General features: G+C 70.2%; 12 protein-coding genes and 3 pseudogenes. 10 read left to right on the top strand and 5 right to left on the bottom strand.

What is annotated here, in order from left to right; translation table 11 throughout:
- Positions 1-902: 902 nt before the first annotated feature.
- The 5 genes and pseudogenes from ABZZ04_RS23960 to ABZZ04_RS23940 all read left to right on the top strand — a co-directional run bounded on the left by ABZZ04_RS23960 (position 903) and on the right by ABZZ04_RS23940 (position 4,243).
- Positions 903-1,829: a helicase-related protein gene (locus ABZZ04_RS23960; protein ID WP_356934237.1), complete on the top strand. Its 927-nt coding sequence runs from the start codon at positions 903-905 to the stop codon at positions 1,827-1,829.
- Entirely contained in the window at positions 1,765-2,637 is an 873-nt protein-coding gene (locus tag ABZZ04_RS23955) for a helicase associated domain-containing protein (RefSeq protein ID WP_356934236.1), read from the top strand. Before ABZZ04_RS23960 ends, ABZZ04_RS23955 begins: the two co-directional genes overlap by 65 nt.
- Before the next feature lie 163 nt (positions 2,638-2,800).
- A pseudogene (locus ABZZ04_RS23950) lies at positions 2,801-3,436 on the top strand (GPP34 family phosphoprotein); the annotation flags it as partial.
- A gap of 9 nt (positions 3,437-3,445) precedes the next feature.
- Positions 3,446-3,688 carry a hypothetical protein gene (locus ABZZ04_RS23945; protein ID WP_356934241.1) on the top strand — a complete coding sequence of 81 codons (243 nt, stop codon included), beginning with the start codon at positions 3,446-3,448 and terminating at the stop codon, positions 3,686-3,688.
- Positions 3,689-3,829: 141 nt separating this feature from the next.
- The gene (locus tag ABZZ04_RS23940; RefSeq protein WP_356934235.1) at positions 3,830-4,243 is read left to right on the top strand and encodes a helicase associated domain-containing protein; all 414 of its coding nucleotides are present in this window, start codon (positions 3,830-3,832) and stop codon (positions 4,241-4,243) included.
- A gap of 163 nt (positions 4,244-4,406) precedes the next feature.
- On the opposite strand, the gene ABZZ04_RS23935 is transcribed toward ABZZ04_RS23940, so the two are convergent.
- Positions 4,407-4,646 carry a hypothetical protein gene (locus tag ABZZ04_RS23935; RefSeq protein ID WP_356934234.1) on the bottom strand — a complete coding sequence of 80 codons (240 nt, stop codon included), beginning with the start codon at positions 4,644-4,646 and terminating at the stop codon, positions 4,407-4,409.
- 478 nt (positions 4,647-5,124) lie between these two features.
- On the opposite strand from ABZZ04_RS23935, the gene ABZZ04_RS23930 reads away from it, so the two are divergent.
- The 4 genes and pseudogenes from ABZZ04_RS23930 to ABZZ04_RS23915 all read left to right on the top strand — a co-directional run bounded on the left by ABZZ04_RS23930 (position 5,125) and on the right by ABZZ04_RS23915 (position 7,570).
- Positions 5,125-5,427, top strand: coding sequence for a hypothetical protein (locus ABZZ04_RS23930; RefSeq protein ID WP_356934233.1), 303 nt, complete (start codon positions 5,125-5,127; stop codon positions 5,425-5,427).
- A 335-nt stretch (positions 5,428-5,762) separates the two neighbouring features.
- Positions 5,763-6,443, top strand: a pseudogene (locus tag ABZZ04_RS23925) (alpha/beta hydrolase fold domain-containing protein); the annotation flags it as partial.
- Between the two features lie 52 nt (positions 6,444-6,495).
- Positions 6,496-6,711, top strand: a complete 216-nt coding sequence (locus ABZZ04_RS23920) for an alpha/beta hydrolase fold domain-containing protein (protein WP_356934232.1) — start codon at positions 6,496-6,498, stop codon at positions 6,709-6,711.
- A gap of 10 nt (positions 6,712-6,721) precedes the next feature.
- On the top strand, positions 6,722-7,570 hold the full coding sequence (locus ABZZ04_RS23915; RefSeq protein WP_356934231.1) for an AAC(3) family N-acetyltransferase: 849 nt from the start codon (positions 6,722-6,724) through the stop codon (positions 7,568-7,570).
- 7 nt (positions 7,571-7,577) lie between these two features.
- Here ABZZ04_RS23915 and ABZZ04_RS23910 read toward each other — a convergent pair whose 3' ends face one another.
- Positions 7,578-7,778 carry a hypothetical protein gene (locus tag ABZZ04_RS23910; protein ID WP_356934240.1) on the bottom strand — a complete coding sequence of 67 codons (201 nt, stop codon included), beginning with the start codon at positions 7,776-7,778 and terminating at the stop codon, positions 7,578-7,580.
- Here ABZZ04_RS23910 and ABZZ04_RS23905 point away from each other — a divergent pair.
- A pseudogene (locus tag ABZZ04_RS23905) lies at positions 7,686-8,077 on the top strand (IS6 family transposase); the annotation flags it as partial. The gene ABZZ04_RS23910 and the pseudogene ABZZ04_RS23905 overlap by 93 nt on opposite strands.
- A 99-nt stretch (positions 8,078-8,176) precedes the next feature.
- Here ABZZ04_RS23905 and ABZZ04_RS23900 read toward each other — a convergent pair.
- From ABZZ04_RS23900 to ABZZ04_RS23890, 3 genes are read right to left on the bottom strand one after another with little or no spacing between them, the layout of a single operon-like run.
- Positions 8,177-9,661, bottom strand: a complete 1,485-nt coding sequence (locus ABZZ04_RS23900; protein ID WP_356934230.1) for an AMP-binding protein — start codon at positions 9,659-9,661, stop codon at positions 8,177-8,179.
- Positions 9,658-10,884 (bottom strand): thiolase family protein, encoded by a 1,227-nt coding sequence (locus tag ABZZ04_RS23895; RefSeq protein WP_356934229.1) that lies wholly within the window; start codon positions 10,882-10,884, stop codon positions 9,658-9,660. Before ABZZ04_RS23895 ends, ABZZ04_RS23900 begins: the two co-directional genes overlap by 4 nt.
- A complete protein-coding gene (locus tag ABZZ04_RS23890; RefSeq protein ID WP_356934228.1) occupies positions 10,881-11,813 on the bottom strand; it encodes a fumarylacetoacetate hydrolase family protein in 933 nt (310 codons plus the stop codon). Before ABZZ04_RS23890 ends, ABZZ04_RS23895 begins: the two co-directional genes overlap by 4 nt.
- Positions 11,814-11,830 lie beyond the last annotated feature (17 nt).

The raw sequence follows: 11,830 nt of genomic DNA, 5'->3' as shown, positions 1-11,830 counted from the left end.
ACCCTCTTCCCCTACCCGACGCACTTCCGATCGCGCGCGGTCTGCTCCGCAGACACGACGCGGCGGCGCTACGCGCCGCTTCCCCCGGAGCGCTTCGCGCTCCGGGGTGCCGGGCCACTCCGTGGCCCTGGGTCACATCTGGCGCTCCGCGCCAGATGTGACGATCCGCTAGCGCGGATCGGTCGCAGCCGCTCCGCGCCTGCTCAGAGGCCCGCTACGCGGGCGGCTGGCTACGGGGAAGGGCGTGCGGGGGTCGGCTTGGTGACGAACCGTCACATGGTTGATGCGGTCCAGCCTTGACGGCTGATCAGATCTGGTTAACCTCGAACACTTCCTGACTTCGCATGCGTCAAACTGCTGGACCGGATAGGTCCTCATCTGATGGCAGACCACCGGGCCGGACGGGACGCCACTCAAGGGAGTGGCAAAGCCCGCTCGGGCGGCTCTCCCGAGAGCGCGTCATTTCCGAGCCCCGGATAATTTCTCATCTGTTGCCGGACCACCATTACCGGTGCAAGAAAGGAAACAGAAATGACTGCAATGCCTTTGAGGCCGCATCAGGTAGAAGCAGTGGACGGCGCCAGGCGGATGCTCGCGAATCCGCCTGGCGGGGAAATCCCTGAAAAGGGTCTCCGGGCGCAGGTGATCGCGGCTACGGGGTCAGGAAAACAAGGGTCGGGGTGGAGGTCGCGAACCGTCTTTCCGCTCGCCGGGTGCTGGTCCTGGTGCCGACGCTCGATCTGCTGGTGCAGATGGCCGGCGCGTGGCGGCGGGGGGCGATGGTCGGGGTGAGGAGACTGGGGGGATGCCGTGCATCACTGATCCGGGTGATCTGGCGGAGTGGGTGCGGGGCTTGGAGACCGTGACGGTGTTCGCGACGTACGCGTCGCTGGTGGGGCATCGTGGCCCCTTACCAGGTCCTGTGCCTGGACATCTGCGACCCGGAGGTCTACGCGGCGCTGGCGGACGGCGGTCTGGGGACGGGGGCGGCGCGGGGGGTGCGGCTGGCGGCGATTCAGAGCGGGTTGATGCGGGCTGCGGTGGAGGAGCGGGTACGGCGCGTACTGTCTTTTCGCAGCCGGGTGAGCGACGCGGAGGCGATGGCGGCCGGGGTGGCGGGGGTGGCGGCGCGCCTGGCCGAGGAGGAGCCCGACACCTACCCGCCCGCGAGCCGGGTGTGGGCGGACTGGCTCTACGGCGACCACTCCCCCGCACACCGCCGAAAGGTCTTGGCTGAATTCGCTTCGGATTTTCTTGACGGGAATTCAAATGCCCCTGCTGCCCTTCGTGTTCTCAGCTCCGTAAAAGTGCTTGGGGAGGGAGTGGATGCGGCAGAGTGTGATGCGGTGCTTTTCGCGGATGCGTGCGGGTCGATGGTCGATATTGTGCAGATGGTCGGGCGTGCTCTGCGCACCAGCCCGGGGCGAGGGAAACTGGCGACTTTGATTGTTCCAGTTTCCCTCGGGCCGGACGAGGATCCGGACGAAATGCTGACGTCCCGTTCCTACTCGACTCCCGCGAAAATCCTCGGTGCTCTTCGGGCGCACGATACGGAGACCATCGAAAGGCTGGCCGATCCCCGTGTCCGCAGCGGCCGGGAGCAGGGTGGCAAGGACGTTGACGAGGGCCAGGAGCGCGAGGGCCAGGATGAGGGGGACGCCGAGGGATCCGAGGCAAATTCGCAGGTGAGCGCGGCGGCGGGCTCGGTGTTGCGGTTCGGCGAGGAGCGCGATCCGGTGGCGTTGGCGAGCTTCGTGGCTGCGGGTGATCGACCCGGAAGGGGGGTACTGGCGGCGCGGGATCGAGGCCGCCACGCGGTGGCTACGTGAGACGGGAGCTGACCGGCTGCGGGTGCCGTACGCGTACGTGACGCCGGAGGCGTGGGGCGCGGTGGGCGGGCATCCGCTGGGGCAGTGGCTGGCGTCTCGGCGGATCGAGTACGCCGACGGGGCTCTGGAGGCTGGGCGTGTGGTGGAGTTGGAGGCGCTGGGGGTGGTGTGGTCGGAGTGGGATGCAGCCTGGGAGGACGGCCTGATGGTGGCTCGGCGCTACGCCGAGGCGAACGGGCATTTCCTGCCCCCGGTCACGGCGGTGTGGAGCGCCTACCCCATTGGGGTGTGGGCGAAGAACGCGCGGGTGGTGGCGCGGCGTGCGCGGGAGAACGACGAGCTCTGGGCTGCCGGCCGTCCGGTGGTGTGGTCGGACGGGGCGATGACGCGGGCGCGGCAGGATGAGCTGGACGCGATCGATCTGGGGTGGTGCCCGGCGTGGCAGTGGCGGCTGCGCCTGGTGCAGGCGCACGTCCGGGTCGGTGGGGCGCTCCCGGCGGTGGCTGGGGCGGTGGTGGTCCCGGGGGAGGATTTGGGGCGGTGGGTGGCTGCGCAGCGGGATGAGGAGGTGTGGGGGCGGCTGGTGCCCGCGCAGCAGATGCTGTTGGAGAGCCTCGGGATCGAGCCGGTCAGGATGAACAAGCGGGTGGAGCGGGGGCACGATGCCAAGTGGGCGCTCGGCCTCCGGGCGGCGGCGCAGTTCCACGGCCGTGAGGGGCACCTTCGGGTGCCCCGGAAGCACGTCGAACACCTGGCGGCAAAGCCGGGCGCGTCGGCCCCTCAGGGGGCGGTGACAAGGTTGTGGTGATGCGGCTGGGTACGTGGGTTGACAACGCGCGGCGACGCGGTGACAAGCTCACCGGGCAGCGGCGGGCGAACCTGGACACGCTCGGCATGCGCTGGTGGAGGCGGGCGGTAGGAGCGGCGGTCATGGCACGCGGTGCGGCCGTTCCCTGTACATGTGGGCTTGAATGGCGATCCCGGCAACGAAAGGCTGGTGCGAGGGGCTGCGGAGGTTTGCCCTCTGCGCCTACCTTGCATGTATGGCTCTGGGGGATGAATTGCTCCTGCTCGCGATAGTTCCGGGCAGGCGGCGTATACGGATACGGGGCGGGGACCGGCTCCGGTTCGCCCTGCGGGCTTCGGAGTTGGTAGATCTGGGCCTGGCCGGACGGATCGCAGTCGGCCCCCGGCAGATCGAGGTGACAGGCTCCCAGCACGTCGAAGACCGCCGCCTGAGCAATGTCCTGCGCAGCCTGAGCGCGGCGGCTCACCCGCCCAGTCCCAAGGACTGGCTGCGCCGGACACCGCGCTCCCTGACCATCGAGTACCTTTCCCGGCTCGAGGACCAGAAGGTGGTCCGTGTCCGCAGGTGGCGCGACCCCGGTGGCCGTGCCCGCCACGACATTCTCTTTGTCGACCTACCGCGCCGCCGGGCGCTGCTGGCCCGTCTCGACAGCGTGGTCCACTCCGGCTCCGCAATGCCGGAGGCCGCCCACAACACATCTCTTGCCATGCTCGTCCAGGCTGCGGGCCTGGCTCCTGCCGCCTATCCAGGCTTGCGGGGTATCACCGGTCGCCGCCGTTTGGCAGCCCTCTCCGCCCCTGCCCCTTTCATGCCCGCCAGTGCCAGAACTTCCCTGGACGCCGACGCGGAACTCGCAGCTGCGCTGACCGCCGGTGCCGACGCTCTCACCCGCCAACTCCTCGGCGAGCTGAGCGACCTCTACGCCGACTTCACCACCGGCGGCCACAGCCTCGCCCACGGCCTGGACCCGGGCAGCTGGTCCGAGGGAGGCACTGCTGGCACCGGCCACCACAGCAGCGGGCACGGAAACGGCGGCCACGGCGACTGGTAAACACCAACAAGCGAAGGCGTGCGGACGTGAGGGGCCTGGGGGAAGCGTCGTACAGCGGGCAGCGGCGGCCCGACTCCACGGCTGTGGGCCGGGGAGCTGGAGGAGCGGTGCAAAACCCTGCTCGACCTGCCGGAGGCCGGGATGGTCTGGGAGCCGGGCGAGGAAGCGTGGGAGAACAAGCTCGCCGTGCTGCGCTCGTACCGGTGGGCGACCGGACACCTCGCACCCCGTCAGGACGCGATGGGGGAACTCCCTGCCATGGCCGGGGCGGTAGTGGTCCAGGGCGAGGATCTCGGCCGGTGGGTGGCTGCGCAGCGGGTTAAGGAGGGGTGGGGGCGGCTGGTGCCTGCGCAGCGGATGCTGCTGGAGAGCCTGGGGATCGAGCTGGCGGCGGGTGGGGGGCACGACGCCAAGTGGGCGCTCGGCCTCCGGGCGGCGGCGCGGGCTTTCCACGCCTGTGAGGGGCACCTTCGGGTGCCCCGGAAGCACGTCGAACACCTGGTGGCCGAGCCGGGCGCGTCGGACCGTCAGGGGGCGGTGACAAGGTTGTGGTGATGCGGCTGGGTACGTGGGTCGACAACGCGCGGCGGCGCGGTGACGAGCTCACCGGGCAGCGTCGTGCGGATCTGGACGCGCTCGGGATGCGCTGGTGGGTCGGAGCGGGGCGGGGAACACGGGTGGGGCCGGACAGGACATCTGTCCGGCTGCTGGTGTTGGGTCAGGTGCCCGGCGGCCCGGGGCACTCGGCGGCCCAGTGCAGTGCCTGGGTGGGGGGCAGGGCGTGTTCGGGGCAGTCGGCGTGCTCGGTGCCGGAGGCGACGCCGCCGCACGGTGCCTTGGGGCAGATGCAGGAGGGGTAGGACCCGCCGCGGGGCGTCACGCCGCCGTGGCGGGTGTAGCCGCTCGCCTTGATGACGGCCAGGACGTCGCGGCCGAGGGTCGGGGTGGTCTGTGCCATGCGCCCCATCGTCTACCGGGCCGGGCGTGCTTTAGGGGTGGAACCAGTCGTCCGGGCTGGACAGCACGGTCGACGTGGCTGGCCTGGCTCCTGTCGTGAGGCTGCGCCGTGGTGCGTACTGGGGTGTCGGTATCTTCGTCAACCCTCCGGTACCGGCTGCATCACTGTGTTGACCGGCGACTGTGGCTGCGCGGCCATCTGTTCTTTCATCTCGTCGGCCCCTGCCCCGGTGCGCCTGGGGTGCCTGGGGCCGGAGGGTGTCAGGTTCCGGGCCACGGTCGTGACGGGTCTCGGAACCTGGCACGGCGGCTCGGCCTGGCCGCGAAGAGGTGGTTCCCTCTCACTGGTGACTCATGCCGTAAACGTGGTTCTTCCTGGGCATTTCACCTTCGGCTCCTGTGTGAAGCGGGGGCCGAAATACCGGCGGATGCGGGCCCGTTGGAGGCCCTGCGTGGCCGTTCAGTGAAAGGCGGAGGCCATGAGCATGACCCAGACCGGCAGGCTCCAGTTGAGCTCGTCCAGCGCCGTGGCGTTGAGGGGCGGGGACACCTCGACGTTCACCCAGGTCACCTTCCCCTCACCTTTTCCGAACGGCGCGACGGTCATCGTCGTTCCGTTCGTCCAGACCTTCGCGGGCCCGGACACGCCGGGCCTGAGGATCGCCGATGTGACCCCCACCGGCTTCAAGATCCGCATGAACGAACTGGCGGGCAGCGGCAAGGCGCTCTCGGACGGACCGCACACGACCGAAACGGTCGGCTGGATCGCCAGCACCGTCTGAGCGGCCAAGGCCCGGGCACCGCCAGCCCTCCGCCTGCCGCGCCTCCGGACGGCCGGAGCCTGCGGACCGGCGCGGCGGCGCGGGGCCGGGCCAACCGGCCCTCGACCGCAGTACAGCCCGGAACGCGGTGGCACGGGGCGCGAGGCGGGGCGCGGCACACGGCAGAGCACGGCGGCGATGCGCTCGCGGTCGAGTCCTGCTGAAGTGCCCTGAGCGCGTCTGGCCATGTCCACTCCCCCTCTTGAAAACCTACGTCGTAGAAATTACCGTACAGAAAGCGATTCTACAGCGTAGGTTTCACATCGTCGGTCCACAAATCTGACCAGGGAGGGGATATGAGTGAGGGCACTGACACGGAGCAGCGGCGGGAGCCGGACTCCTCGGTGATCATGGCCGAGGAGTTGCGCGCCTGTCGCGACGCGGAGAACCGCTTCCGGGCCTCCAGCGCGATGCGGGCGATCGCCGGGGAACCGGGACCCGGCGCCGCGAGCGACTGGCAGGAGATCGAGCTGCCCGGCCGCGCTCTCCCCGTCCGGGCCTACCGGCCACGGCCCCGACGGGAGACGACGAAACAGACCCAACCGACCTGCCGCTCATGGCCCATGTCCACGGAGGCAGCTTCGTGGGCACGGCCGGGCAGTGCGGCTGGACCAACAGCCACCTCGCCGCGATGCTGCCCGCGCCCGTCGTCTCGGTCGAGCACCGTCTCCTCACCGGACTGCTCGTTCGCGAACGCCGCCGACGACGCCTGGGAGGTACTCCAGCACGTGGCGCAGTGGGGCATCGACCCAGCGCGCACGGCCGTCTTCGGCGAGAACTGCGGCGCCCTGATCAGCGCCCTGACGCCCATCCGGGCCCGGAAGACCGGACTGGAGCTCAAAGCGCAACTGCTGGTCAACCCCGCCGTCGACGTGACCAAAACGATGTACGACTACCCGTCGATGGTCGAGTACGCATACAGTCCGACCCGCGCCCTGCTACAACTGCGGCTCTTTCAGCGGCTCGCCGTCCCACCGGGAACCGATGCCAGCGCACTTTCGTCCCTGCACGCCGACAACCTGAGCGGACTTGCCCCCCGCGCTCGTGGTGGTGCCCACCCAGGCCGCGGTCGCCGACCGCGGCCGCCGCTACGCCGAGCGGCTCCACGCAGCCGGAACATCTGTGCGGCTTTCCGAATACCCGGGCGCGAGGCACGCGTTCCTCACCATGCCCGGCGTGGAACCACAGGCCAAGGCTGCCCGGGCGGAGATCCTCGCGTTCCTCCGCACAGCGCTGGCCAGGTGACGGAGGAGCGATGCACCCCACCACCCTGAAGACGGAGATCCCAAGCATGCGAATGACCGAGCCGCGAACCGACGGCCTGACCAACACCGACCTGGTGGAGGGATGGCGCAAGGCCGGGGTCCGGGAAGGCATGTCCGTGATCGTGCACTCGTCCCTGTCCAGCATCGGCCACGTCGACGGCGGAGCCGCCGCCGTGATCGGCAGCCTGCGCACCCTACTCGGCCCGACCGGAACGCTCGTCACTCCCACCTTCACCTGGCAGGTCACCGATCCCGACCCCGATCGCGTCGGTATCCCCGATGCCGCCTTGATCGAACGGCGCGCGGCCGTACCCACCTTTCATCCCGACCTGCCATCCACCGGCATGGGCGCCGTCCCCGAACTCCTGCGCTCCTTGCCCGAGAGCGTGCGCAGCTCGCATCCGCAGGCGTCCGTCGCCGCCATCGGCGCCCAGGCAGCCGACATCGTTCGCCGTCAGACGCTCGGATTCGCGGTCGGCCGAACGTCGCCGTTCGGCCGTCTGAACGACCTCGGGGGCCACATCCTCCTCGTAGGGGTCGGCCACGACCGCAACACCTTCCTGCACTACGCCGAAACACTCACACCCAACCCACGCCTGAAGGTCCGTCGCTTCCCACGGGACCTCGACGGCGAGCGGGTTTGGGTCGAGACGCTCGACGTCGGCAACGACAACGGAAGGTACTTCCCCGCCATCGGCCGCGAATTCGAGGAGCAGGCCGGCATCGAGGAGGTAATGGTCGGTGCCGCCCCATGTCGGCTGATCCCGGTGCAGCCGCTGGTCTCCTTCGCGGTTCGCCGCCTCACCGAACTGCTCGAAGCGGACCAACGGAACCAATAGGGCACTGTCACATTGACTGACGGGGTGGGACGATCTTCTGGCTGGTCATGCGGGGAGGGACGTCCATGGACAGCGCGCCGCCGTCGTACAAGGACACCGGTACCCGGTCGAGGTCATTGCCCACTGCGTGCGGCTGTACCACCGCTTCCCGCTGTCGTTCCGCGAGGTCGAGGAGCTGATGCTCCAGCGCGGTGTCGTCGTCCCCCATGAGACGGTCCGCCGCCGGTGCGCCGAGTCCGGGCAGACCTGTGCCAGTTGCTCTGCCGTCGGCAGCCCCGGCCCGGGGACAAGTGGCACCTGGACGAGGTCTTCATCAAGATCAACAGAAAGCAGAAGTACCTGTGGCGGGCCGTGGACGCCGACGGCACCGTCCTGGACATCCCCGTACAGAACCGACGGGACACCGCTGCGGCCAGGCGGTTCTTCCGTAGGCTGCTGAAGAAGACCCGCACTGTGCCACGGGTGGTCGTCACCGGCAAGCTGCGCTCCTACGGCGCGGCCCACCGAGGCCTGAGCACCCGACCCGAAACCCGGCCCCCGCCACGCCCCGACGCGCCGTCAGAACCCACGCGCCCAACAACGTGACAGCGCCCGCCCGAGCCCCGTTCAGGGCTGGTTGCGGAGTTCCTTCTTGTCGATCTTGCCCAGGGCGGTGAGGGGCAGCGAATCGGCGAACCGGAGCAGTTTCGGGGCCCAGAGTGCGCCCTTGCGGGCACGGACATGTTCCGTCAGGTCGGCCGGGGTGGCCTGTCGTCCGGGGCGCAGGACCACGGTGGCGGTGACGGCTTCGCCCCAGTGCGGGTCGGGTGTGCCGTAGACGGCGCTGGCGGCGACGGCCGGGTGCGTGGCGAGGGCTTCCTCGACCTCGCGCGGGTAGACGTTGAACCCGCCGGTGATGATGGTGTCCTTGATCCGGTCGATGATCGTGATCAGACCTGTGTCGTCCCGGCGGGCGACATCACCGGTGTGCAGCCAGCCTCCGTCGAGCGCGATCGCGGTCTGCTCGGGCTTGTTCCAATAGCCGTCCATCACGAGCGGTCCCCGGACGCACAGCTCACCGGGTTCGCCTGCCGGTACGTGCCGGCCGTGCGGGTCGAGCAGGGCGATTTCCACGCCGGGCATGGGCCGGCCGCAGCTGCCCAGGACGTGCGGGTCGTCTCGGTGCTGGGCCGGGTCCAGGACGGTCAGGGCATTGGGGGCCTCGGCCTGGCCGTAGTGCTGGCTGAGCACGGGGCCGAGGAGCCGGTGCGCCTGGGCGAGGCGGGTGGGGTCGGCGGGTGCGGCGCCGTAGAGGACCCAGTTCAGTCCCGACAGGTCGGCCGCGGGGAGGCGGGGGTGGTCGAGCAGGGTGTACAGCATCGTGGGGACGACGAACGTGGCGCTCACGCCGTCGCGTTCGATCGCGTCGATGACGCGGTCCGGGTCGAAGGAGGGGTGGAGTTCGAAGCCGGCACCATGGAGCAGGCCGGGTGCGACGAGGAGCCCGGCGGCATGCGACATGGGGGTGGTGATCAGGAAGTGGGTGTCCGGCGGCCAGGCCCAGGTGGAGCAGGCCCAGGCGTTGGCGAGCAGCGAGCGGTCGCGCAGCATCACGCCTTTGGGTTCGCCGGTCGTGCCGCCGGTGTAGAAGAGGTAGAGCGCGGGGCCGCGCGGGTCGTTCAGACCGGGGGGTGTGTCGGCGGCGAGGCGGTCGAGTTCGGCGAGGGTGATCGCCTTGGTGCCGTCGGGGCGGGCGCGGGCGGTGAAGCGGGTGTCGTCCACGACCAGGTAGTCGGACGCGCTGTCGCGCAGGATCGTCCGGTCGGCGTCCGCGGTGGCGAGCGGGTGAAGGGCGGTGTAGCGCAGTCCGGCCAGGCAGGCGGCGGCCATGACGGTGAACGCCTGCGGGTTCGGGCCGCACAGCAGGGCGATCCCGTCGCCGGTCGTGAGGCCCAGTCGTCCGAACGCGGCCGCGGTGCGTTCGATCCGTTCCGCGGTCTCGCCGTAGGTCCAGGTCTGCTTTGTCCTGTCGTCGCCGGTGAAGCGGAAGGCGGTGCGCTCGGGCCGTCGGCGCAGCGCCGACAGGATCAGGTCCGCGTAGCCGGGTCTCATCGGTTCCTCCCCAGGACGGTCACGGCGGCCACCGCCTCCTCGATTCCATAGAGGCCACCGCCGTTCTCGGCAACGGCGATGCGCGCGTCGGGGACCTGGCGCGCGCCCGCCCGGCCGCGCAGTTGCGTGACCAGTTCGAAGATCTGCGCCAGTCCGGTGGCGGACACCGGGTGGCCGCGCGATTCGAGTCCTCCGGACGGATTCACCGGGAGGGCGCCACCGAGCGCTCCGGCGCCCGAGGCCGACCACGGACCGCCGTCGCCGATCGGGCAGAATCCCAGGTTCTCCACCTGCTGGATCTCGCCGAAGGCGGTGGCGTCATGGACCTCCGCCGCGTCGACGTCCTGCGGACCGACGCCGGCCTTCTCGTAGGCGGCGAGCGCGGCCCGGCGGCCGATGTGCCGTCCGGCGTCGTCCGCCGCCCGGTCGGTACCCGACAGCAGGACACTGCTCAGCACCGCCACGGCCGACTCGTCACGGGTGAAGTCGGCCCGCGTCACGACGACGGCGGCGGCCCCGTCACTGACCGGTGAGCACATCGGCACCGTCAGCGGCCATGCCACCCGCCGCGCCGCCAGGATCTCCTCCGCAGTGAACGCCCGGCGGAAATGAGCCCGGGGGTTGTGGACGGAGTGGGTGTGGTTCTTCGCCGAGACCGCGGCCAGGTGGGCTTCGGTGGTGCCGAAGCGCTGCATGTGGGCGCGGGCCAGGGAGGCGTAGATCTCCATGAATACCGACCGGTCGCCGTCCACGGTCAATTCGGGCGGCAGAGGGTCGGTCAGGGCGGTGAGCGCGGCCAGGGTCTCCTCGCGGTGGGCGATGTCCATGGCGCCGTCGAACACCGCCAGGCCCTGGGCGGGGTCGGCGCAGACGAGCTTGTCCACGCCTATGGCCAGGGCGACGTCCGACAGGCCCGCCCGCACGTGGGCGATCGCCAGCCACAGGGCCGTGGCGCCGCCCGCGCAGGCGTTCTCCACATTCACCACGGGCGCCCCGGTGAACCCGTGCGGGCGCAGGGCGACCTGGCCGGGAATCATGTGCTGGCCGTCGATCGCCTTCTGGCTGACCGTGGCGTGGAAGACGGCGCCGACGTCGGCCGGAGCGAGCCCGGCGTCGTGCAGCGCCTCGTGCGCGGCCTGGCCGGCGAGGTCGCCGGCACTGCGGTCGAGGTGGCGGCCGAAGGGGGTGGCGCCGACGCCTAGGACGAGTGCTTCGCGGTTCATGACACCACCCGGTTGCGCAGCACGCCCAGGCCGGAGACTTCGAGTTCCACGGTGTCGCCGGGTTCCAGGAAGCGGCCGTGCTCCAGTCCGCAGCCGGTGGGCACGGTGCCTGAGCACAGGACTTCTCCGGCGTGCAGCCGGGTCGACCGGGAGGCGAAGGCGATCATGTCGGCGAAGGTGTGGTGCATGTCGGCGGACGTGCCCCGGCTGGCCTCCTCGCCGTTGATGCGGGCGGTCATCGTGAGCCGGTACGGGTCGCCCAGTTCGTCGGCGGTGACGATCCACGGGCCCAGGACGTTCGAGTCGGTGAAGTCCTTGCTCTTGCTCAGGCCCAGCCCGGTGGCGATCTCCTCCAGCTGGGTGTCGCGGGCGCTGAAGTCGTTGAAGATCGTGTAGCCGAAGATGTGCGACTGGGCGTCCGCCACGGGGATGTCCGTGCCGCCGCGGCCCAGCACGCAGGCGAACTCCAGCTCGTAGTCCCGCACCGAGGAGTACGTGGGCCAGTGGATGTCGCTGTCGTGGCCGGTCACGGCGAGCCGGTTGGTCACGTAGTACAGCGGGCGTTCGAGCATGATGGCGGGCAGTTCGACCTGGTCGGCCGGGATGCCCTGGATCCGGGAGCGTGCGTTGCGGAAGTGGTCCATGAAACTGCCGAAGTCCCGGATCTGTACGGGCCTGGGCAGCGGGGACAGCCAGCGCACCTCGGACGTGGCGACGACCGCTTCGGACGGGGCCTGTTCGGCGAGCCGCTGCAGGTTCTGCCGCACGGGTTCGCCGCCATCGATGATCGTCTGCATGGTGGTCAGCGTGGGGTCGTGCTCGCCGGTCACCAGGCGGTGGGCGCGGTCGAGCAGCAGGAGGCGCTCGCCCTGGTCGAGCACGAGCGCGGTCCGCTCGACGCGGTCGTGCTCCACGGTTGCGAGTTTCACGGTCGGTTCCTCTTTTC

The sequence above is a fragment of the Streptomyces sp. NPDC006435 genome (genome assembly GCF_040612315.1).
Classification (GTDB): Bacteria; Actinomycetota; Actinomycetes; order Streptomycetales; family Streptomycetaceae; genus Streptomyces.
This window is presented reverse-complemented; position numbering and strand designations above follow the sequence as displayed.

What these genes read in the sequence shown, in the direction of transcription:
- ABZZ04_RS23895 (WP_356934229.1), bottom strand. Translation starts at nt 10,884, where the DNA reads ATGAACCGCGAAGCACTCGTCCTAGGCGTCGGCGCCACCCCCTTCGGC.
- ABZZ04_RS23900 (WP_356934230.1), bottom strand. Translation starts at nt 9,661, where the DNA reads ATGAGACCCGGCTACGCGGACCTGATCCTGTCGGCGCTGCGCCGACGG.
- ABZZ04_RS23930 (WP_356934233.1), top strand. Translation starts at nt 5,125, where the DNA reads ATGAGCATGACCCAGACCGGCAGGCTCCAGTTGAGCTCGTCCAGCGCC.
- ABZZ04_RS23940 (WP_356934235.1), top strand. Translation starts at nt 3,830, where the DNA reads ATGGTCTGGGAGCCGGGCGAGGAAGCGTGGGAGAACAAGCTCGCCGTG.
- ABZZ04_RS23910 (WP_356934240.1), bottom strand. Translation starts at nt 7,778, where the DNA reads ATGGGGGACGACGACACCGCGCTGGAGCATCAGCTCCTCGACCTCGCG.
- ABZZ04_RS23935 (WP_356934234.1), bottom strand. Translation starts at nt 4,646, where the DNA reads ATGGCACAGACCACCCCGACCCTCGGCCGCGACGTCCTGGCCGTCATC.
- ABZZ04_RS23945 (WP_356934241.1), top strand. Translation starts at nt 3,446, where the DNA reads ATGCCCGCCAGTGCCAGAACTTCCCTGGACGCCGACGCGGAACTCGCA.
- ABZZ04_RS23915 (WP_356934231.1), top strand. Translation starts at nt 6,722, where the DNA reads ATGCACCCCACCACCCTGAAGACGGAGATCCCAAGCATGCGAATGACC.